Below are 19,868 nucleotides of genomic sequence, written 5' to 3' on the forward strand. Positions count from 1 at the left end.
GGCCCGCAGGACAATTCGGGGATTTGTCCCGGTTTATCAACAGCGGGAGAAAAACAGCGTGGAGAACAAAAAAAGCTTCTTCCATCTGCACCTGATTTCGGACTCAACGGGAGAGACTCTAATGTCGGCCGGCCGGGCGGTTTCGGCCCAGTTCCATGCTTCCATGCCTGTGGAACATGTCTATCCGATGATTCGAAACCAGAAGCAGCTCGCGCAGGTCGTCGATCTCATCGATAAGGAACCGGGCATTGTTCTCTATACGATCGTCGACCAGCAGCTGGCCGGGTTTCTGGATCTGCGATGCCACGCGATTGGCGTACCCTGCGTTAATGTTCTTGAACCCATCATCGGCATCTTCCAGACTTACCTCGGTGCGCCGTCCAGACGGCGGGTGGGTGCGCAACATGCCTTGAATGCGGATTATTTCGCGCGGATCGAGGCGCTCAATTTCGCTATGGATCATGATGACGGGCAAATGCCCGAAACCTATGACGAGGCTGATATCGTCATCATCGGCATCAGCCGCACCTCAAAAACACCGACCAGCATCTATCTCGCCAACAGAGGAATAAAGACCGCCAATATTCCGGTCGTTCCCAATGTGCCTTTGCCCGACAGTCTTTATGCAGCCACGCGGCCACTGATCGTGGGACTGGTCGCGACATCGGACCGCATATCGCAGGTGCGGGAAAACCGCGAACTCGGCGCGACGGGCGGATTTGACAGCGGCCGCTACACGGATCGCGCCACCATCATGGAAGAGCTGAAATATGCACGCGCGCTCTGCGCCCACAACAATTGGCCGCTGATCGACGTTACGCGCCGCTCCATCGAGGAAACGGCGGCGGCGATCCTTGCCCTTCGTTCGAGGACACGATAATCCGAATCGCACGATTCGGAGCAGACAGTCGATGAAACAAGAATTGATCCTCGCCTCGTCCAGCGCATCCCGCCAGATGCTGATGCGCAATGCGGGGCTGACATTTTCGGCCATTCCGGCGGATATTGACGAGCGGGCGCTCGACGAACAGCTGGAACGAGACGGTGCTAGTCCGGAAGAGGTTGCACTGGAACTCGCCAGGGCCAAGGCTCTTGCGGTCAGCACGCTCTATCCCGGAGCATTGGTTCTCGGCTGCGACCAGACCATGGCGCTCGGCGCCCGCGTCTATCACAAGCCGAAAACCATGGCGGAGGCGCAAGAGCATCTGCTGTCATTGTCCGGCAAGGTCCATCGCCTGAACAGCGCCGCCGCTCTCGTCCAAAATAGTGAGGTGGTGTGGCAGATTGTTTCCAGCGCTGAACTGACCGTTCGGACTTTGAGCGCCGAATTTGTCTCCCGCCACCTGCAACGGGTGGGGGAAAAGGCCTTGAGCAGTGTGGGTGCGTACCAGCTCGAAGGAGAAGGAATCCAGCTATTCACATCGATCGAGGGCGATTATTTCACGATTCTCGGCTTGCCGCTTCTGCCGCTTTTATCGAAACTGCGCGACATGGACGTCATCGATGGCTGATTCACGTGAAACATTAACCATAAACGCCTTCGTTGTCGGCTATCCGATCAAGCATTCGCGATCGCCTATTATACATTCCTACTGGTTGAAGAAATTCGGCATTGCCGGTTCCTATAAGGCGGTGGAAATCTCTCCGGACGATTTCGCGAATTTCATTTCAACGCTGAAGCAGGGCAAGCCGGGCACGGCCGTCGGCGGCAATGTCACCATTCCCCATAAGGAAGCGGTTTACCGGCTGGCAGACAGACCCGATGCTCTGGCGGAAGAACTCGGCGCCGCCAACACGGTCTGGATGGAGGAGGGCGAGCTTCACGCTACCAATACGGACGGTTATGGTTTTGTTTCCAATCTCGATGAGCGACATCCGGGCTGGGACAGGACAGAGCGGGCAGTTGTTCTGGGCGCCGGCGGCGCAAGCAGGGCGGTCATTCAGTCACTGCGTGATCGCGGCATTGCCGAAATCCACGTCCTTAACCGTACCGTCGAAAGGGCGCGCGAACTGGCCGACCGTTTTGGGCCGCGGGTCTTTTCCCATCCCCCGGCAGCGCTTCATGAGGTCATGCAGGGTGCCGGGCTCTTCGTGAATACGACGTCGCTCGGCATGGATGGAACGGAAGCGCCGCATCTTGATTTTTCGCCCCTGGCAGATCAGGCCGTTGTAACCGATATCGTCTATGTGCCGTTGAAAACCCCGATCCTGAAAATGGCAGAAGAGCAGGGCGTCGCAACCGTCGACGGGCTCGGCATGCTGCTTCATCAGGCCAAACCCGGTTTCAAGCGATGGTTCGGCAAAACGCCCGAGGTCGATGAGACCCTGCGTTCTCTCATCATCGAGGATATGGAGAAACATTGATGATCGTCATCGGTCTCACCGGCTCGATTGGAATGGGAAAAACGACGACGGCGAAGTTGTTTGCCGGGGAAGGGGTTCCGGTTCTCGATTCCGATGAGGTCGTGCACGGGCTTTACCGGGCGGAAGCCGTTTCGCTGATCGAAGCGGCCTTTCCGGGTACTACCGTTTCCGGTGCGGTGGACAGGCAGAAACTCGGTGAGGTCTTGCGGAAGAATCCGGCTAATTTCAGCAAACTGGAAGAAATCGTGCATCCGCTGGTGCGCGGAAGGCAGGAGGATTTTCTGGCTCAAGCAAGGAAAGAGGATCGGCAATTCGCCCTCCTCGATATTCCGCTACTCTTCGAAACCGGGGCGGAAAGCCGCGTCGATAAAGTCGTTGTCGTCAGTTGTGCGCCGGAAATTCAGCGAGAGCGGGTTTTATCGCGACCCGGAATGACGGAAGAGAAATTCGAAATGATTCTCTCCAGGCAGTTGCCCGACCCGGAAAAGCGTCGGCGCGCCGACTTTATCGTCGATTCCGGAAAAGGTGTCGAAGCGGCACGGGATCAGGTAAAAGAGATTCTGCAGAAACTGGCCGCTGAGTCGCGCCGTGGAGATATGAATGCGTGAGATCATTTTCGATACGGAAACCACGGGGCTCGAATCGAAACTGGACCGCGTGATTGAAATCGGCGGCATCGAGCTGATCAACCACTTTCCCACTGGCCGAACTCTGCATCTGTACATCAGCCCGGAAGATCGCAAGGTTCACCCCGACGCACTTGCCGTTCACGGGATTACCGATGAGTTTCTGAAGGATAAACCCAAATTCGCCGAGGTCGTCGACCAGATTCGTGACTTCTTCGAGGGCGCGCGCTGGGTGGCGCACAACGCCACGTTCGACATGGGCTTCATCAACGCGGAATTCGCCCGTCTCGGTATTGAGCCGGTCGCCGCCGATCTGGTGACGGATACGCTCTCGCTTGCCCGTCGCAAGCACCCGATGGGACCGAATTCGCTGGACGCACTTTGCCGGCGCTACGGCATCGACAATTCCCATCGCACCAAGCACGGCGCGCTTCTCGACTCCGAACTGCTCGCCGAGGTTTATATTGAAATGATCGGCGGGCGCCAGACGGCGCTTGGTTTCGGTTCCGCCGCCAAGCAGGAAACCATCATCGTCGAGGACGATGTACCGCTTGAGCCGCTGCAAAGGCCGCGGGCTTTGCCCTCGAGGCTGGATGCGGAAACGGTCGCGGCCCATGGTAAACTTGTTCTCGGCATGGGCGACAAGGCGATCTGGAACCGCTACCAGAATTGATACCTGTCCAGGCACCGGAAACGGTGAATGCCGTCAAAGAAAAACCCGGGCATGAACCCGGGTTTTGTTTTGTCTGAATTCTGTAAGCGCAGAGCCGCGTCACTTAGTTCGGTACGGCCTGAACCTTGGCCTTGGCCTGTTCCTCGGCAACGCGCTGGGCGAACATCTGCGCGAAATCGATTGGATCGATCATCAGCGGCGGGAAACCGCCATTGCGGGTAACGTCTGCAATGATCTGGCGCGCGAAGGGGAACAGCAGGCGCGGGCATTCGATGAACAGCACCGGCAGCATATGTTCCTGAGGGAAGCCGGCAATGCGGAACACGCCGCCGTAAACCAGTTCGGCCGCGAACAACACCTTGTCGCCATCCTTGGCTTCCGCGTTCAGCGTCAGAACAACATCGAAATCCGAACCGGAGATCGGGTTTGCGTTGACGTTGACATTGATATTGATCGACGGCGCATTGTCACGTGCCTGAAGCGAGCGAGGAGCACCCGGATTTTCGAAAGAAAGATCCTTGATGTACTGGGCAAGAATGTTGAGGGAAGGACTTACTGCGTCCTGTGCACCATTTTCAGCGGTCATTACATTTCCTCACGGCATGAATTCGTGGAAGGCGGTCTACCATTTCGACCGGGGGCTTACAACCCTTCGTGATCGGGTCACCGCGATCCATTCCGCCCGGGATCAGGGTTTTGGCAAGTCGCGATTGTCCGGTTTGCGCGACCATGGGGAATCATCCTTTGGCTCGTCGCGATGAAACTCTTCCTCGTCGAGATCCACTACCTTCGAATTGCCGGTATGTCCCGGGTCATTCCGAAAGCCGGAAAAATCTCCGGGTTGAGAACCAGATTGCTGGCCGGAGTGCCGAAAGGAACCCGCAACGACGACGCGCGGCCCGAAGGCTTTCCAGAAAAAGCGCCGTACGATGGGCGACAGAAGCAGAAGGCCGAGAATGTCGGTAATGAAACCGGGAATGAAAAGCAAAATCCCGGCAACAACGCGCATGGCGCCATTCACCAACTCATCCGCCGGCTGCGCGCCGGTACGCCCCGCGTCCTGGAGGTTTCTTACCATGCCGATGCCGCCCAGCCGCAGGATGAGCAACCCCAGAAACGAGGTGAATAGGACAAGCGCCAATGTCAGCCACAAGCCGATTACCTTGCCGACGATGATGAAGCCGGCAATTTCGAGGATGGGCATCATCAGGATGACGATGGGAAGAAAGGAAAAACGCATCTTCTAGCCTTGCGTGTGCATCTCTGGCAGATTGCCGGTTTCCGGGACACCGATGATTGAATCTGCACATTTGAATGATGATAAGATGCAGACTATATGATGGTGAGGATTTCGAATTTAAATGGCGGTTTTGGTAAAAGATGGGCTTTAGCGACTTTATCACATTGTTTTTTCTCGTTGCAGCGGTGCTGATCTTCTTTCAGCTGCGCAGTGTCCTTGGCCGCCGCACGGGCAATGAGAAGCCGCCGTTCGACCCTTATAGCCCGCGGGATGTGGCAAAGGGCCCTGTTGCAGATGATAACAAGGTCGTGACCTTGCCAAAACGTGGCGAGGCGGAGGATGAGAACCGGTTTGCCGAGGCGGATGCGCTTGCACCCGTCGATACGCCGCTTAACGCCGCGCTCCGCGAGGTGATGACCAGGGACCCGTCCTTCGGGCCGAAGGAATTCCTGAACGGCGCCCGCATGGCCTATGAAATGATCGTCATGGGCTTTGCCGATGGCGACCGCAAGACGCTCAAGAACCTTCTGTCGAAGGAGGTGTTTGACGGTTTCGAGGCGGCCATTTCCGAGAGAGAAGGTCGTGGCGAGGTGGTGAAGTCCACCTTCGTGGGTATCGAGAAAGCAGATATCACGCAGGCCAGTGTGCGTGATTCTGAGGTGCAGATCACCCTGAGGATCGTCAGCCAGCTGATTTCGGCGACCTACGACAAGGATGGCACGCTGGTGGATGGCGATCCGGATGCGGTTGCGGAGGTGGACGACATCTGGACCTTCTCGCGCGATATCCGCTCGCGCGATCCAAACTGGAAGCTGATCGCCACCGAATCCGAGCAATGACCGCGCCATTTTCGATCAAGGAAGTTTCTTTCAGCGACCTGCCCGGATGGAGGCAAGACGATCCGCGCAAGCTTTTTCCGGCGATGGCGACAATCCTGTCGCACCTTCGGAACGCAAAACCCTACAGGACAGGCGCGCTCGGGGTCACGGCGGCGGAACTGGTTTCGCTTCTGGATAGTGCTGAGAAAAACCCGGTAAACAGCCCGGAGCAGGCGCGCCGGTTTTTCGAAACCAATTGCGTGCCTTTCAGGATTTCTTCAGCTCCGGGGAAAAGCGGTTTCGTAACCGCCTTTTATGAACCCGAACTGGAAGTGTCATCTGAACCCGACGACATCTGGCGTTATCCGATTTACCGCCGGCCGGCCGAGCTGGTGGATATCGACGATACCAATCGGCCTGCCGGCTTCGATACGTCCTATGCTTTCGGCAGGGCGGATGAGGACGGGATTTCCTACTTTCCCGACCGTCGGGCGATCGATGAAGGGTATCTTGAGGGCAGGGGCCTTGAGATCGCCTGGGCGAGATCGAAGGTCGACCTGTTTTTCGTTCATGTGCAGGGTGCGGCGCGTCTGGTGTTTCGCGATGGCGCTGTAAAGCGCATTACCTATGCGGCCAAGGTTGGGCATGCTTTTTCCCCGATTGGCCGTCTGCTTCTCGATCGCGGAGAACTTGATCCGAAAACCGTGTCGATGCAGACGATCCGCAAATGGCTCGCTGACCATCCCGACGAGGTGGATGGGGTGCTATGGCATAACCGCTCCTATATTTTTTTCCGGGAGGCGGATGTCGCCGATCAGCATATGGGGCCGATCGCGGCTGCGAAGGTTCCGTTGGTCGCGGGGCGAGCCCTTGCGGTGGACAGGCTCATCCACACTTTCGGGCTTCCCTTCTTCATCCATGCGCCGTCGCTTACTCATCTGGATGACGGAAAGCCTTTTGCGCGGCTCATGCTGGCGCTCGATACCGGTTCAGCCATCGTCGGCCCGGCCCGTGGTGATATTTTCACCGGCTCCGGTTTCGAAGCAGGAGAGCTTGCCGGTACGGTGCGCAATGAGGCGGATTTTTATATACTGATACCGCGCGTTGCCGCGGAGAGGTATCGGTGATGAAGAGCAGTCGCAAGCTCGGCAAGGAAGAACGCATTCTGTGGGGGAAGGTCGCAAAAACGACGCGGCCGATCTCCGGCAGACTGGAAGACCTGCTGGCTTTCGATGACATGGAGGAGCCTGCGGTGGAACCCGAGGTTTCGCAGACCGGCAAGAGCAGCTTTCCGCGCATGCTCGCGGAGCCGCCCGAGCCGCCATCAGCGGCTCCGGACAAAAAGCCGAAGATTCATCAGCCGATGGAAAAACCGGTCAAGCGCAAGCTCACCCGTGGCCGGTTGCCGCTGGAAGGGCGGATCGATCTGCATGGCATGTTCCAGAGCGAAGCCCATGCGGTGCTGCTTGATTTTCTGTTGCGCGCGCATGAACGCGGTCTGAGACACGTGCTCGTCATAACGGGCAAGGGCCGTTCCATCGGCAGCGACGGCGCGTTGAAAAGGGCGGTACCCATGTGGTTTTCCAAGCCGGAATATCGCCACCTGATCTCATCCTATGAGGATGCATCCGCCAATCATGGCGGTGACGGCGCGCTTTATGTGCGGCTGGCGCGTCGGCGGGGTGAAAAGTCATGACGCCCTTTGCGGAGGCCGTGCGGCAGCTGCGTGAGCGCAAGGGCGTGACGCAGAAGGAGATGGCCGCCGCAATCGGCGTGTCGCCGGCCTATCTTTCGGCGCTGGAGCATGGCAAGCGCGGCAAGCCGAGCTTCAACCTTCTCCAGCGCACCGCCGGATATTTCAACATCATCTGGGACGAGGCGGAGGAATTGTTCTTTCTGGCCGGCTCATCCGACCCGAAAGTGGTGATCGACACCATCGGTCTGCCGCCGCAATATACGGCTTTCGCCAACCAGCTGGCGCGGGATATTCGCAAGCTGCCGCCGAGTGTGGTAGAGGAACTGTCAGCCGTGCTGCAAAAAAGCCGTTCTTGCGATTGAAACCCCTCTATCCCCTGCTTTATGCAGCATCCTGAAGCATGCGGCCTTTGGGATTGGGTGTAGAATTTCTATAGTCGCATGTCGGATTTGAGTGATTCGCTGGCTTCAGGCCCTCTCACTGGAAACCTGGCCCGAGAAAACTTTGGAAAGAGTATTTATGACCGAAACATCGTCAAGCGAAGTCGGCGCGAACGCGGAATATGGAGCCGATTCGATCAAGGTCCTCAAGGGCCTTGATGCCGTGCGCAAACGGCCCGGCATGTATATCGGCGATACCGATGACGGTTCCGGCCTGCACCACATGGTCTATGAGGTCGTCGACAACGCCATTGACGAGGCGCTCGCCGGCCATGCCGATCTGGTGACGGTGACGCTGAATGCCGACGGCTCGGTGACGGTGACGGATAACGGACGCGGCATTCCCACCGACATCCATTCTTCCGAAGGCGTTTCCGCCGCCGAAGTCATCATGACCCAGCTGCATGCGGGCGGTAAATTCGACCAGAACTCCTATAAGGTTTCGGGCGGCCTGCATGGTGTGGGTGTGTCGGTGGTCAATGCGCTCTCGGTCTGGCTGAAGCTCAGAATCCGCCGAAATGGCAAGCTGCACGAAATCGGCTTTACGCATGGCGTTGCCGATGCGCCGCTTTCCGTCATCGGCGAATATGAAGGCCGTTCGGGTACGGAAGTCACATTCCTTGCAAGCCCGCAAACCTTCACAATGACGGACTATGATTATGGAACGCTGGAGCATCGCCTGCGCGAGCTCGCCTTCCTGAATTCCGGCGTTCGCATCCTGCTCACCGACAAGCGCCATTCCGACGTCAAGCAGGAAGAGCTGCTGTATGATGGCGGCCTCGAAGCCTTCGTCCGTTATCTCGACCGCGCCAAAAAGCCGCTGGTGGACAAGCCGGTCGCCATCAAGGGTGAAAAGGACGGCATTACGGTTGAGGTCGCGCTCTGGTGGAACGACAGCTACCATGAGAACGTGCTTTGCTTTACCAACAACATTCCCCAGCGCGACGGCGGCACCCATATGGCCGGTTTCCGCGCGGCGCTGACCCGTCAGGTAACCTCCTATGCCGAAACCTCGGGCATCCTGAAAAAGGAAAAGGTGAGCCTGCAGGGCGAGGACTGCCGTGAAGGTCTGACGGCCATTCTTTCCGTCAAGGTTCCCGACCCCAAATTTTCCTCGCAGACGAAAGACAAGCTAGTGTCGTCCGAAGTGCGTCCGGTCGTGGAAAGCCTTGTCAACGAAGCGCTCTCCACCTGGCTGGAAGAACATCCTTCCGACGCGCGAATTCTGGTCGGCAAGGTGGTGGAAGCCGCGGTCGCCCGCGAAGCTGCCCGCAAGGCACGCGAACTGACGCGCCGCAAGGGCGCACTCGATATAGCCTCGTTGCCCGGCAAGCTTGCCGATTGCTCAGAGCGCGATCCGGCGAAATCCGAACTTTTCCTCGTCGAGGGTGACTCCGCTGGCGGTTCGGCCAAGCAGGGCCGCTCGCGCGAGACTCAGGCCATCCTGCCGCTACGCGGCAAGATCCTCAATGTAGAACGCGCCCGTTTCGACAAGATGTTGTCCAGTCAGGAAATCGGCACGCTGATTACCGCGCTCGGCACCTCCATCGGCAAGGACGAGTTCAACGCCGATAAGCTGCGTTACCACAAGATCATCATCATGACGGATGCTGACGTTGATGGCGCTCACATCCGTACCCTGCTCTTGACCTTCTTCTTCCGCCAGATGCCGGAACTGATCGAGCGTGGCCATCTCTATATCGCCCAGCCGCCGCTTTATAAGGTCACGCGTGGCAAATCCGTGCAGTACCTGAAGGATGAAAAGGCCCTTGAAGAATACCTCATTTCGATGGGTCTTGAGGAAGCATCGCTGACCCTCGGCACCGGTGAGGTTCGCGTCGGCGCCGATCTTCGCGAAGTCATTCTCGATGCGGTGCGCATGCGCTCGATGATCGACGGGCTGCATTCCCGTTACAGCCGCTCGATCGTGGAACAGGCGGCGATTGCCGGCGCGCTGAACCCCGAGCTTTCGGCCGATGCCGCCCGCGCCGAGGAGACCGTTGCCGAAGTGGCGCGGCGTCTCGACATGATCGCGGAAGAAACCGAACGTGGCTGGTCCGGCACTGTGCTGCAGGATGGCGGTTTGCGTTTCGAGCGCATGGTGCGCGGGGTGAAGGAAGTCTCGACGCTGGATATGGGCCTGCTCGGTTCGGCCGATGCCCGCCATATCGATCAGCTCGCAGCTCGTATGCGCGATATCTACGCCACGCCGCCGGTCCTGCAACGCAAGGACGGCACGATGGAACTGGCCGGTCCGCGCGCGCTTCTGGATGCAATTTTTGCCGCTGGCCGCAAGGGACTTTCCATGCAGCGTTATAAGGGTCTCGGTGAAATGAATGCCGAGCAGCTATGGGAAACGACGCTTGACGCCAATGTTCGCTCCCTTCTCCAGGTCAAGGTCAACGACGCCACCGACGCCGACGGCCTGTTTGCCCGCCTGATGGGCGACGAAGTGGAGCCGCGTCGCGACTTCATCCAGGAAAACGCGCTTAGCGTCGCGAACCTCGATATCTAATCCTGTGGAGCGTTTCGCGGAACGATTCACGTGAAACGAAACTTTAACAAAAGGCCCGGCGGTCAATTTCCGCCGGGCTTTTTGTCGTTCTGAGAACATCAATCAACCTTGCCGGTGAAGCGACCTTCGAAGGCCACATCCGAAAGGGGCAGACGCTTGCTCGGCACTTCCCGCTCCGCTAGATCATCAGGGAGAACGGACTTGTCGGTCAGCGTGCCGATGGCGACCGCGGCTTCAACCTTGTAGCCTTCCGGAATGTTCAGTTTTTCAAAGATTTTATCCTTCAATATGCCAGCCATGCCATGGGCGTGGTAACCGAGAAGGTGAGCCTGCATGGCAAGCGAAAACCAGGCAGCCCCCGCATCGAAGGAATGGGTAGCGGATGGCTTTTTCTCGCCATCGCGCGAGATGTTATAGCCGCGGGAAATGACGAAGAGCAGCACGGAGGCATTTTTTGCCCAGCGCTGGTTTCCCTCCATCAGCAATTCCACGAAGAGCGGCCAGTCTCCGCTATCCTTGTGCGCATAGACAAACCGCCATGGTTGATGGTTGGAGGCAGACGGCGCCCAATGCGCGGCATCCAGAATGGTCATCAGATGCTCTTGCGGCATGGCGTGGCCATCGAAGGCGCGTGGAGACCAGCGATCGAGGAAGAGGGTATCGACGGGATATTCTGATTGCCGGGAATTGCTGTTCGTCACGGGCGATGTCCTTTTGATTGCCGGGAAGGAAAAGGTATTTTTCGAAACTTGGCGCAGTCAAGGGGTGACAAGTATGAATGCATCGTTCATATATGCATCATCTTGTCTGACAACCGGGAGAGAGTTCCATGAAATTGATGCGTGTTGGCCAGCCCGGCCAGGAAAAACCAGCCATTCTCGACGCGGAAGGAAAAATCCGCGATCTGTCCGCCCACGTCAAAGACATTGGCGGCGATGCTATTTCTCCGGAGGGCCTCAAGAAGATCGCCGCGATCGACCTCGGCGCACTTCCGGTCTTGAGCGAAGAACGCATCGGCGCCTGCGTTGCCGGAACGGGAAAATTCATCTGCATTGGCCTCAATTTCTCCGACCACGCCGCCGAAACGGGTGCTACCGTACCGCCGGAACCGGTCATTTTCATGAAGGCGACCTCGGCCATCGTCGGTCCGAACGATAACGTCACCATTCCGCGCGGTTCGGAAAAGACCGACTGGGAAGTCGAGCTTGGCGTCGTCATCGGCAAGACCGCGAAATATGTCTCGGAAGCCGATGCTCTCGACTATGTCGCCGGTTATTGCGTTTCGCACGATGTGTCCGAGCGCGCCTTCCAGACGGAGCGTGCCGGTCAGTGGACCAAGGGCAAGTCCTGCGATACTTTCGGCCCCATCGGCCCATGGCTGGTGACGAAGGACGAAATCACCGATCCGCAGAACCTTGGCATGTGGCTGAAGGTGAACGGCCAGACCATGCAGGATGGCTCCAGCAAAACCATGGTTTACGGCGTTGCCCACGTTGTCTCCTATCTCAGCCAGTTCATGTCGCTGCATCCCGGCGATGTCATTTCCACCGGCACTCCCCCCGGCGTCGGCATGGGCCTGAAGCCGCCGCGTTACCTGAAGGCTGGTGACGTCGTGGAACTCGGCATCGAGGGTCTCGGTTCCCAGAAGCAGACTTTCGTCGCCGACATCTAATCACCAGCAAGCATTCAATGAAAAGTGAGGCGCCGGCGGGAGACCGCTGGCGCCTTAAATTTTGTGCACCTGCGAAAAGCTGCTATGGTTGAAAAAAAGAGCGTGATCGCGAGGGAGGCGTCATCAGTGTTCTACCACCTCTATGAAATGAACCATGCGGCCATGGCGCCGCTGCGTGCCGGTGCCGATATGATGCGGCAGGCCTGCAACAATCCCCTCAATCCCTTGTCCAGTACGGCTTTCGGCAGAAGCCTCGATGCCGGTTTCGAGGTTTTCGAACGTCTGACGCGCCGTTATGTCAAACCGGAATTCGGCCTCGGCTCCACGGTCGTTGATGGACAGGCCGTGGCTGTCACGGAGGAGACCGTCTGGTCACGCCCGTTCTGCAATCTGCTTCATTTCAAAAAAGAACTCGATCCGGCCCGCCAGTCCGACCCGAAGGTACTGCTGGTGGCCCCGATGTCCGGCCACTATGCAACCCTGCTACGCGGGACCGTGGAGGCATTATTGCCCTCGGCCGATATTTACATCACCGATTGGGCCGATGCCCGTATGGTGCCGGCCACGGAGGGCACCTTCGATCTCGACGATTATATCGACTATGTCATCGAGATGCTGCGGCAGATCGGCCCCGGCGCCCATGTGGTTGCCGTCTGCCAGCCATCCGTGCCCGTTCTAGCTGCCGTTTCCTTGATGGAGGCGGATGGCGATGCGTTTGCACCCGCTTCCATGACGCTGATGGGCGGACCGATCGATACGCGCATCAACCCCACCGCCGTCAACGGTCTCGCCAAGGCCAAGCCGATCGAATGGTTCCGCGACAATGTCGTCATGCAGGTGCCGTGGCCGCAGCCAGCCTTTGGCCGCAATGTGTATCCGGGTTTCCTGCAGCTGTCGGGCTTCATGTCCATGAACCTCGACAAGCACATGACGGCGCACAAGGATTTTTACCTCAACCTCGTCAAGAATGACGGCGATTCCGCTGAAAAACACCGCGAATTTTACGATGAATATCTGGCCGTCATGGACCTGACGGCGGAATTTTATTTGCAGACCGTGGAAACCGTCTTCATCGACCATGCGCTTCCGAAGGGGAACATGCTGCATCGGGGCAGGGCGGTCGATCCCGCTGCCATTCGGAAGGTCGCATTGTTCACTGTCGAAGGCGAGAATGACGATATTTCCGGTGTTGGCCAAACGAAGGCGGCCCATGATCTGTGCCGAAACATCCCTGCAGACAAACGCGCACACTACATGCAGCCGGATGTGGGGCATTATGGCGTCTTCAACGGGTCGCGCTTCCGCAAGGAAATCGTGCCGCGCATGCTGGATTTCATTGGCAAACACCAGACAGCCTAAGGCAAAACGGCAGGTGACGCCGCGCATTTGCGTGGCCAAGCGGTGGACGAATCGGTTATGAAGGCTTCATGTTTTCGCTCCTCAGAAAGTCCCTGAAGTCGCCGGCGCCAAAGAAGATCGTGCCGAGCCAGCGCACCGTCGCGGTTGCGGGCCGGCAGGTGCCGATCACTGTCAGGGAAAACCCGCGGGCCACGCGCATCACCTTGCGCATCGAGCCGGGTGGCCGGGCGCTGAAGCTGACGATCCCGATGGGCCTGCATCACCGTCAGGTCGACGATTTTCTCGAAAGGCATCAGGGCTGGCTGGAAGGCAAACTTCAGAAGTTCAGCCCTGATGACGGTCTGCGTCCCGGTGCGACCATCGATATCAGAGGCATCTCCCATCGCATCGAACACACCGGCAGTCTGAGGGGCCTGACCCATGTCGCGAAAGACGCTGATGGTGCGGCTGTTCTGAAAGTCAGCGGCGCGCCCGAGCATCTGAGACGGCGGATCGCGACTTTCCTGAAAAAGGAAGCAAAGGCCGATCTGGAACGGTTGGTTGCCATTCACGTCCGCGCCGCCGGCCGGCCGGTACGGTCCATCAGCATGAAGGATACGCGCAGCCGCTGGGGCTCCTGTTCTCATGATGGAAACTTGAGTTTCTCCTGGCGTATCGTCATGGCCCCGGAAAGCGTCATCGATTATCTCGCAGCCCATGAGGTCGCGCATCTCCGGGAAATGAACCATGGCCCGAAATTCTGGGCGCTGTGCGAAAAGCTCTGCCCCCACACCAATGAAGCCAAGGACTGGCTGAAACGCCATGGCTCCCGACTTCACGCCATCGATTTCGATTGAAACTGGCGGCGGGCATCGCCATCTGGATTCACGTGAAACATTCCACCAAAAAGGGATGCGATTTGGCTCGACTCTTATCGCATTTCATGTCAGGTCGCGAGTATGAAACCGGATATCAAGATTTGCGGATTGAAGACACCGGAAACGCTGGAGCGTGCCATCAGGCGCGGTGCGTCCCATGTCGGTTTTATTTTCTTTGAAAAAAGCCCGCGCTATATCGAGCCGGATCTTGCCGGCAGGCTGGCCGAAGCCGCCCGTGGCGCAGCCAAGGTGGTCGCCGTTACAGTCGATGCCGATAATGATGATCTCGATGAAATCGTTGATCTCCTGAAACCTGACATCTTGCAGCTGCATGGCAGCGAAAGCCCGGAACGGTTGCTGAACATCAAGGCGCGTTACGGTCTGCCTGTCATGAAGGCGATTTCCATTCGTGATGCCGCTGATCTTGCCAAAATCGATCCTTATATTGGAATAGCCGATCGTTTTCTGCTTGATGCAAAGGCGCCTACCGGTTCCGAACTTCCAGGCGGCAACGGTGTTTCTTTCGACTGGACGATCCTGCGCTCACTTGACGAAAGTGTAGATTACATGCTTTCCGGTGGGCTGAACAAGGACAATGTCGCCGAGGCTCTGGCAGAGACCCGGGCGAGCGGACTAGATTTGTCATCCGGTGTCGAAAGCGCGCCGGGCGTCAAGGATTTGTCGAAGATCGACGCTTTTTTCGATGTGGTGAATGATTGGTCGAAAGGCCCAAAGGGAGCTTGAAGTGAACGACGCGCCAACACCCAATTCTTTTCGTTCTGGTCCCGATGAGGACGGACGTTTCGGTATCTACGGAGGACGCTTCGTTGCCGAAACGCTGATGCCGCTCATTCTGGATTTGCAGGCGGAATGGGACAAGGCCAAGACCGACCCTGAATTCCAGGCTGAACTCAAGCATCTCGGTACCCACTACACTGGCCGCCCGAGCCCGCTTTATTTTGCGGAGCGCCTCACGGCGGAACTTGGCGGCGCGAAGATCTATTTCAAGCGCGAAGAGCTGAACCACACCGGCTCGCACAAGATCAACAATTGCCTCGGCCAGATCCTGCTTGCCAAGCGCATGGGCAAGACCCGCATCATCGCCGAGACCGGCGCCGGCCAGCACGGCGTTGCTTCGGCAACCGTTGCCGCGCGCTTCGGCCTGCCATGCGTCGTTTACATGGGCGCGACGGACGTTGCGCGTCAGGCACCGAACGTATTCCGCATGAAGCTTCTGGGTGCCGAGGTGAAGCCGGTCACCGCCGGTCATGGCACCCTGAAGGACGCCATGAACGAGGCCCTGCGCGATTGGGTCACTAATGTTGAAGATACCTATTACCTGATCGGCACCGCGGCCGGCCCGCACCCCTATCCGGAAATGGTCCGCGATTTCCAGGCCGTTATCGGCGAGGAAGCCAAGGCGCAGATGCTGGAAGCGGAAGGCCGTCTGCCGGATATGGTCATCGCGGCAGTTGGCGGCGGCTCGAACGCCATCGGCATCTTCCATCCTTTCCTCGATGACAAAAGCGTGCGCATCGTCGGCGTCGAGGCTGGCGGCAAGGGCCTGTCGGGCGAAGAACACTGTGCCTCGATCACGGCCGGCTCACCCGGCGTGCTGCATGGCAACCGCACCTATCTGCTGCAGGATGAGGACGGCCAGATCAAGGAAGGCCATTCCATTTCCGCCGGCCTCGATTATCCCGGCATCGGCCCCGAGCACTCCTGGTTGAGTGATATCGGCCGCGTGGAATATGTGCCGATCATGGACCATGAGGCGCTGGACGCCTTCCAGATGCTGACCCGCCTTGAAGGCATCATCCCGGCTCTCGAGCCGAGCCATGCCTTGGCCGAGGTCATCAAGCGCGCGCCAAAGATGGGCAAGGATGAGATTATCCTGATGAACCTTTCCGGTCGCGGCGACAAGGATGTCCACACCGTCAGCAAATTCCTTGGAATGGATGTATAAGATCATGACCGCACGTATGGACAAGCGCTTTGCCGATCTGCGCGCTGAAAATCGCCCGGCTCTGATTACCTATTTCATGGGCGGCGATCCGGATTTCGAAACCTCCCTCGGCATCATGAAGGCGCTGCCGGAAGCAGGAGCCGACGTTATCGAGCTCGGCATGCCGTTTTCCGACCCTATGGCGGATGGCCCGGCCATCCAGCTGGCCGGCCAGCGCGCGCTGAAGGGCGGACAGACGCTGAAAACCACGCTCGATCTCGCTCGCGAATTCCGCAGGCAAGACGATGCAACGCCGATCGTGATGATGGGCTACTATAATCCGATCTATATCTACGGTGTGGAGAAATTTCTGGACGATGCGCTCGCGGCTGGCGTCGATGGCCTGATCGTGGTCGATCTGCCGCCGGAAATGGACGATGAACTCTGCATCCCGGCACTCGCGCGCGGCATCAATTTCATCCGTCTGGCGACACCCACGACCGATGGCAAGCGCCTGCCTGCCGTCCTTAAAAATACCTCAGGTTTCGTCTATTACGTCTCGATGAACGGTATCACCGGTTCAGCACTTCCCGATCCATCGTTGATCTCGGGCGCTGTCGGTCGTATCAAGGCGCATACGGAACTGCCGGTCTGTGTCGGTTTCGGTGTCAAGACGGCCGATCATGCAAAAGCGATCGGCGCCGTCGCGGATGGCGTGGTGGTCGGTTCGGCCATCGTTAACCAGATTGCGGGCAGCCTGACCAAGGATGGACAGGCAACCGCAGACACCGTGCCGGCCGTTACGACGCTGGTAAAAGGACTTTCAACGGGCGTGCGTGCATCGCGCCTTGCCGCTGCGGAATAAGCGCGCGGCCCAGTCAGGAGTAGACAGTTGAACTGGATCACCAATTACGTTCGGCCGCGGATCAATTCCATGCTCGGCCGCCGCCCGGAGGTTCCGGAGAACCTATGGATCAAGTGCCCGGAAACGGGCGAGATGGTCTTCCACAAGGATCTGGAAGACAATAAGTGGGTCATACCGGCTTCCGGTTACCATATGAAGATGCCGGCCAAGGCCCGCCTTGCGGATCTTTTCGATGATGGCGTCTATGAGGCCTTGGTCCAGCCGAAGGTGGCGCAGGACCCCTTGAAGTTCCGCGATTCCAAAAAATACACCGACCGTCTGCGCGACAGCCGCACGAAGACCGAGCAGGAAGACACGATCCTTGCCGGCGTTGGCTTGCTGAAGGGCCTGAAGATCGTCGCCGTCGTGCATGAATTCCAGTTCATGGGCGGTTCGCTCGGCATTGCCGCTGGCGAGGCCATCGTCAAGGCCTTCGAGCGCGCGATTTCCGAGCGCTGCCCGCTCGTGATGTTCCCGGCCTCGGGTGGCGCACGCATGCAGGAAGGCATTCTGTCGTTGATGCAGCTGCCACGTACCACGGTTGCCGTGAACATGCTGAAAGAAGCCGGCATGCCCTATATCGTGGTTCTGACGAACCCGACCACGGGCGGTGTCACGGCCTCTTACGCCATGCTGGGTGACGTGCATATTGCCGAGCCGGGCGCGGAAATCTGCTTTGCAGGCAAGCGCGTCATCGAGCAGACCATTCGTGAAAAGCTGCCGGAAGGCTTCCAGACCTCGGAATACCTGCTGGAACACGGCATGGTGGATATGGTCGTCGACCGCCGCGAAATCCCGGACACCTTGGCCAATCTGCTCAAGATCATGACCAAGGCGCCCGCTGACAACGCAAACGCTGTTGTACCGCTGGCCGCTTCGGCCTGAGGAAAAAAATATGTCGCCCGGAGGCATAAACTGCCTTCGGGATGATGCTATACGTTGCCTGATTTCATTTTTGGGGCGGCGGACAAATGGCAAACAAAACGCCTGAAAGGCGAACGGAAGACATGACGAAGCCCGCGATCGGTGAGGCCGAAAAGATCATTGAAGAGCTGATGCAGCTTCACCCCAAGGGGTTTGATCTTTCACTCGACAGAATTTCCCGTCTTCTCGAAAAACTCGGCAATCCGCAAAACAGAATGCCGCCAGTGATCCACGTGGCGGGCACAAATGGCAAGGGCTCCGTCAGCGCCTTTTGCCGGGCTTTGCTGGAAGCGGCCGGACTCTCCGTTCACGTTCATACCTCGCCTCATCTGGTAAATTGGCACGAACGATACCGTATCGGCGTGGCGGGCGACAAAGGCCGTTACGTCGAAGACGAGATATTTGCGGATGCGCTGCGCCGCATTGAAGCTGCCAATGCTGGTCAGACAATCACGGTTTTCGAAATCCTGACTGCGGCTATGTTTGTGCTTTTTGCGGAACAGCCTGCCGATGCGGCGGTCGTTGAGGTGGGCTTGGGCGGCCGTTTCGATGCGACCAATGTTATCAACAACCCGGCGGTTTCCGTCATTATGCCAATCTCGCTTGATCATCAGGCCTATCTCGGCGACCGCGTGGAACTGATTGCCGCTGAGAAGGCTGGCATCATGAAAAAGGGCTCGCCTGTCGTCATTGGCCACCAGGAATATGACGCGGCGCTAGACACGCTTGTCGCGACGGCCGAACGTATTGGTTGCCCGGTCTCGGTTTATGGGCAGGATTTTTCCGCCCATGAAGAATTCGGCCGCATGGTCTATCAGGATGAGTTCGGCCTGACGGATGCGCCGTTGCCAAGGCTTCCCGGCCGCCATCAGCTCGCCAATGCCGCCGCAGCGATCCGCGCTGTGAAAGCAGCCGGTTTTGACGTGACGGAACGGATGATTGAAAAGGCCATGACCTCCGTGGAATGGCCCGGCCGTCTTCAGCGTATCCTGACCGGCAAAATCGCTGACATGACCCCGAAGGATTCGGAAATCTGGATCGATGGCGGTCACAACCCCGGTGCGGGTGAAGTGATTGCCGAGGCCATGGCCGGCTTTGAGGAAAAGACGCCGCGCCCGCTCTTCATCATCGCGGGCATGATCAATACCAAGGATCCGGTGGGATATTTCAAGGCTTTCGCCGATATAGCCGAATACGTCTTCACCGTGCCCATCGGCGGCACGGATGCGGCGATCGACCCCGTCGTGCTTGCCCATGCCGCTTTTGATGCCGGGCTGGTGGCCGCGCCCACGTCGTCGTTGACGCATGCGCTGGAAGAGCTGTCGCGCCGTTTCAACGCCGAAGGACCAGCGCCGCGCATCCTGATCGGGGGCTCGCTTTATCTTGCCGGCAACGCGCTTGCCCTTAACGGCACGGTTCCCCAATAAAGAAAGCCCGGCAGCGATGCCCGGCTTTCTCATTCCATTGATATTGCTTATGCGGCGCCGGAAATCCAGGCTGAGAGCGCTGTCTTGGGAGCAGCGCCAACCTTGATGTCGGCCACTTCGCCGCCTTTGAACATGGCGAGCGTCGGGATGGAACGTACGCCGAACTGGGCTGCCAGTTCCGGGTTCTCGTCGATGTTCAGCTTTGCGACCTTGACCTTGCCGGCCAGCTCGGACGAAATTTCCTCAAGGCTCGGCGCGATCATCTTGCACGGGCCGCACCATTCGGCCCAGAAATCCACCACGACAGGTTCGGCGGATTCGAGGACCTCGGACTGGAAGTTGGCGGCATCGACTTTTACGGTAGCCATATCTGGCTCTCCTTTCAGCTAAACTTTTCCGCTATCGATG

Annotated in this window: 22 protein-coding genes; 18 read left to right on the top strand and 4 right to left on the bottom strand. The window is 58.3% G+C overall.

Going from position 1 to position 19,868, the window contains the following annotated elements; all coding sequences use genetic code 11:
* Positions 1 to 58 precede the first annotated feature (58 nt).
* The 5 genes from AGR1_RS14530 to dnaQ are packed head-to-tail and all read left to right on the top strand — an operon-like array spanning position 59 to position 3,663.
* Positions 59 to 880, top strand: a complete 822-nt coding sequence (locus tag AGR1_RS14530; protein WP_149147213.1) for a pyruvate, water dikinase regulatory protein — start codon at positions 59 to 61, stop codon at positions 878 to 880.
* Between the two features lie 31 nt (positions 881 to 911).
* On the top strand, positions 912 to 1,511 hold the full coding sequence (locus tag AGR1_RS14535; RefSeq protein ID WP_149147214.1) for a Maf-like protein: 600 nt from the start codon (positions 912 to 914) through the stop codon (positions 1,509 to 1,511).
* Positions 1,504 to 2,364 (top strand): shikimate dehydrogenase, encoded by an 861-nt coding sequence (locus tag AGR1_RS14540; protein ID WP_149147215.1) that lies wholly within the window; start codon positions 1,504 to 1,506, stop codon positions 2,362 to 2,364. Before AGR1_RS14535 ends, AGR1_RS14540 begins: the two co-directional genes overlap by 8 nt.
* Positions 2,364 to 2,972: a dephospho-CoA kinase gene (gene coaE / locus AGR1_RS14545; protein WP_080792130.1), complete on the top strand. Its 609-nt coding sequence runs from the start codon at positions 2,364 to 2,366 to the stop codon at positions 2,970 to 2,972. The genes AGR1_RS14540 and coaE overlap by 1 nt, the downstream gene beginning before the upstream one ends.
* Complete coding sequence (gene dnaQ, locus AGR1_RS14550) at positions 2,965 to 3,663, top strand: DNA polymerase III subunit epsilon (RefSeq protein ID WP_149147216.1); 699 nt, start codon at positions 2,965 to 2,967, stop codon at positions 3,661 to 3,663. The genes coaE and dnaQ overlap by 8 nt, the downstream gene beginning before the upstream one ends.
* A 103-nt stretch (positions 3,664 to 3,766) precedes the next feature.
* Here the strand turns inward: dnaQ and secB are convergent, their stop codons facing one another.
* Positions 3,767 to 4,249, bottom strand: a complete 483-nt coding sequence (secB, locus tag AGR1_RS14555; protein WP_077983679.1) for a protein-export chaperone SecB — start codon at positions 4,247 to 4,249, stop codon at positions 3,767 to 3,769.
* Positions 4,250 to 4,351: 102 nt separating this feature from the next.
* Complete coding sequence (locus AGR1_RS14560) at positions 4,352 to 4,903, bottom strand: FxsA family protein (RefSeq protein WP_149147217.1); 552 nt, start codon at positions 4,901 to 4,903, stop codon at positions 4,352 to 4,354.
* A gap of 140 nt (positions 4,904 to 5,043) precedes the next feature.
* Here AGR1_RS14560 and AGR1_RS14565 point away from each other — a divergent pair, with 140 nt between their 5' ends.
* The 5 genes from AGR1_RS14565 (at position 5,044) to gyrB (ending at position 10,372) form a co-directional block, all read left to right on the top strand.
* The gene (locus tag AGR1_RS14565; protein ID WP_149147218.1) at positions 5,044 to 5,742 is read left to right on the top strand and encodes a Tim44/TimA family putative adaptor protein; all 699 of its coding nucleotides are present in this window, start codon (positions 5,044 to 5,046) and stop codon (positions 5,740 to 5,742) included.
* On the top strand, positions 5,739 to 6,848 hold the full coding sequence (locus AGR1_RS14570; RefSeq protein ID WP_149147219.1) for a murein transglycosylase A: 1,110 nt from the start codon (positions 5,739 to 5,741) through the stop codon (positions 6,846 to 6,848). The genes AGR1_RS14565 and AGR1_RS14570 overlap by 4 nt, the downstream gene beginning before the upstream one ends.
* The gene (locus AGR1_RS14575) at positions 6,848 to 7,417 is read left to right on the top strand and encodes a Smr/MutS family protein (RefSeq protein ID WP_080792121.1); all 570 of its coding nucleotides are present in this window, start codon (positions 6,848 to 6,850) and stop codon (positions 7,415 to 7,417) included. Before AGR1_RS14570 ends, AGR1_RS14575 begins: the two co-directional genes overlap by 1 nt.
* Positions 7,414 to 7,779, top strand: coding sequence for a helix-turn-helix domain-containing protein (locus AGR1_RS14580; protein WP_149147220.1), 366 nt, complete (start codon positions 7,414 to 7,416; stop codon positions 7,777 to 7,779). Before AGR1_RS14575 ends, AGR1_RS14580 begins: the two co-directional genes overlap by 4 nt.
* A gap of 157 nt (positions 7,780 to 7,936) precedes the next feature.
* Positions 7,937 to 10,372 carry a DNA topoisomerase (ATP-hydrolyzing) subunit B gene (gene gyrB, locus AGR1_RS14585; RefSeq protein ID WP_149147221.1) on the top strand — a complete coding sequence of 812 codons (2,436 nt, stop codon included), beginning with the start codon at positions 7,937 to 7,939 and terminating at the stop codon, positions 10,370 to 10,372.
* 98 nt (positions 10,373 to 10,470) lie between these two features.
* On the opposite strand, the gene AGR1_RS14590 is transcribed toward gyrB, so the two are convergent.
* The gene (locus tag AGR1_RS14590; protein ID WP_149147222.1) at positions 10,471 to 11,073 is read right to left on the bottom strand and encodes a nitroreductase family protein; all 603 of its coding nucleotides are present in this window, start codon (positions 11,071 to 11,073) and stop codon (positions 10,471 to 10,473) included.
* Between the two features lie 128 nt (positions 11,074 to 11,201).
* On the opposite strand from AGR1_RS14590, the gene AGR1_RS14595 reads away from it, so the two are divergent.
* The 8 genes from AGR1_RS14595 to AGR1_RS14630 all read left to right on the top strand — a co-directional run bounded on the left by AGR1_RS14595 (position 11,202) and on the right by AGR1_RS14630 (position 19,460).
* Entirely contained in the window at positions 11,202 to 12,044 is an 843-nt protein-coding gene (locus tag AGR1_RS14595; protein WP_149147223.1) for a fumarylacetoacetate hydrolase family protein, read from the top strand.
* A gap of 126 nt (positions 12,045 to 12,170) precedes the next feature.
* Positions 12,171 to 13,403, top strand: coding sequence for a polyhydroxyalkanoate depolymerase (locus tag AGR1_RS14600; RefSeq protein ID WP_246669644.1), 1,233 nt, complete (start codon positions 12,171 to 12,173; stop codon positions 13,401 to 13,403).
* A gap of 68 nt (positions 13,404 to 13,471) precedes the next feature.
* Positions 13,472 to 14,239 carry a M48 family metallopeptidase gene (locus tag AGR1_RS14605; protein WP_149147225.1) on the top strand — a complete coding sequence of 256 codons (768 nt, stop codon included), beginning with the start codon at positions 13,472 to 13,474 and terminating at the stop codon, positions 14,237 to 14,239.
* A gap of 102 nt (positions 14,240 to 14,341) precedes the next feature.
* Positions 14,342 to 15,004 carry a phosphoribosylanthranilate isomerase gene (locus AGR1_RS14610; protein ID WP_149147226.1) on the top strand — a complete coding sequence of 221 codons (663 nt, stop codon included), beginning with the start codon at positions 14,342 to 14,344 and terminating at the stop codon, positions 15,002 to 15,004.
* Between the two features lies 1 nt (position 15,005).
* Positions 15,006 to 16,226, top strand: coding sequence for a tryptophan synthase subunit beta (gene trpB, locus AGR1_RS14615; protein WP_149147227.1), 1,221 nt, complete (start codon positions 15,006 to 15,008; stop codon positions 16,224 to 16,226).
* Between the two features lie 4 nt (positions 16,227 to 16,230).
* Positions 16,231 to 17,070: a tryptophan synthase subunit alpha gene (gene trpA, locus AGR1_RS14620; RefSeq protein ID WP_080793324.1), complete on the top strand. Its 840-nt coding sequence runs from the start codon at positions 16,231 to 16,233 to the stop codon at positions 17,068 to 17,070.
* A 27-nt stretch (positions 17,071 to 17,097) separates the two neighbouring features.
* On the top strand, positions 17,098 to 17,994 hold the full coding sequence (gene accD / locus AGR1_RS14625) for an acetyl-CoA carboxylase, carboxyltransferase subunit beta (RefSeq protein WP_080792098.1): 897 nt from the start codon (positions 17,098 to 17,100) through the stop codon (positions 17,992 to 17,994).
* A gap of 86 nt (positions 17,995 to 18,080) precedes the next feature.
* Positions 18,081 to 19,460 (top strand): folylpolyglutamate synthase/dihydrofolate synthase family protein, encoded by a 1,380-nt coding sequence (locus tag AGR1_RS14630; protein WP_187772152.1) that lies wholly within the window; start codon positions 18,081 to 18,083, stop codon positions 19,458 to 19,460.
* A gap of 47 nt (positions 19,461 to 19,507) precedes the next feature.
* On the opposite strand, the gene trxA is transcribed toward AGR1_RS14630, so the two are convergent.
* Positions 19,508 to 19,828 (bottom strand): thioredoxin, encoded by a 321-nt coding sequence (gene trxA / locus AGR1_RS14635; protein WP_003505361.1) that lies wholly within the window; start codon positions 19,826 to 19,828, stop codon positions 19,508 to 19,510.
* Positions 19,829 to 19,868 lie beyond the last annotated feature (40 nt).

Origin of the sequence: Agrobacterium sp. B1(2019), from assembly GCF_008274755.1 — a bacterium.
GTDB lineage: Bacteria > Pseudomonadota > Alphaproteobacteria > Rhizobiales > Rhizobiaceae > Agrobacterium > Agrobacterium salinitolerans.

Excerpts from the sequence above, each read along its gene's own strand:
- trpA (WP_080793324.1), top strand. The coding sequence starts at position 16,231 with ATGACCGCACGTATGGACAAGCGCTTTGCCGATCTGCGCGCTGAAAAT.
- AGR1_RS14540 (WP_149147215.1), top strand. The coding sequence starts at position 1,504 with ATGGCTGATTCACGTGAAACATTAACCATAAACGCCTTCGTTGTCGGC.
- AGR1_RS14580 (WP_149147220.1), top strand. The coding sequence starts at position 7,414 with ATGACGCCCTTTGCGGAGGCCGTGCGGCAGCTGCGTGAGCGCAAGGGC.
- secB (WP_077983679.1), bottom strand. The coding sequence starts at position 4,249 with ATGACCGCTGAAAATGGTGCACAGGACGCAGTAAGTCCTTCCCTCAAC.
- AGR1_RS14575 (WP_080792121.1), top strand. The coding sequence starts at position 6,848 with ATGAAGAGCAGTCGCAAGCTCGGCAAGGAAGAACGCATTCTGTGGGGG.
- trxA (WP_003505361.1), bottom strand. The coding sequence starts at position 19,828 with ATGGCTACCGTAAAAGTCGATGCCGCCAACTTCCAGTCCGAGGTCCTC.
- AGR1_RS14565 (WP_149147218.1), top strand. The coding sequence starts at position 5,044 with ATGGGCTTTAGCGACTTTATCACATTGTTTTTTCTCGTTGCAGCGGTG.
- dnaQ (WP_149147216.1), top strand. The coding sequence starts at position 2,965 with ATGCGTGAGATCATTTTCGATACGGAAACCACGGGGCTCGAATCGAAA.
- AGR1_RS14560 (WP_149147217.1), bottom strand. The coding sequence starts at position 4,903 with ATGCGTTTTTCCTTTCTTCCCATCGTCATCCTGATGATGCCCATCCTC.
- AGR1_RS14630 (WP_187772152.1), top strand. The coding sequence starts at position 18,081 with ATGGCAAACAAAACGCCTGAAAGGCGAACGGAAGACATGACGAAGCCC.
- coaE (WP_080792130.1), top strand. The coding sequence starts at position 2,364 with ATGATCGTCATCGGTCTCACCGGCTCGATTGGAATGGGAAAAACGACG.
- gyrB (WP_149147221.1), top strand. The coding sequence starts at position 7,937 with ATGACCGAAACATCGTCAAGCGAAGTCGGCGCGAACGCGGAATATGGA.
- AGR1_RS14570 (WP_149147219.1), top strand. The coding sequence starts at position 5,739 with ATGACCGCGCCATTTTCGATCAAGGAAGTTTCTTTCAGCGACCTGCCC.
- AGR1_RS14605 (WP_149147225.1), top strand. The coding sequence starts at position 13,472 with ATGTTTTCGCTCCTCAGAAAGTCCCTGAAGTCGCCGGCGCCAAAGAAG.
- AGR1_RS14535 (WP_149147214.1), top strand. The coding sequence starts at position 912 with ATGAAACAAGAATTGATCCTCGCCTCGTCCAGCGCATCCCGCCAGATG.
- AGR1_RS14595 (WP_149147223.1), top strand. The coding sequence starts at position 11,202 with ATGAAATTGATGCGTGTTGGCCAGCCCGGCCAGGAAAAACCAGCCATT.
- AGR1_RS14610 (WP_149147226.1), top strand. The coding sequence starts at position 14,342 with ATGAAACCGGATATCAAGATTTGCGGATTGAAGACACCGGAAACGCTG.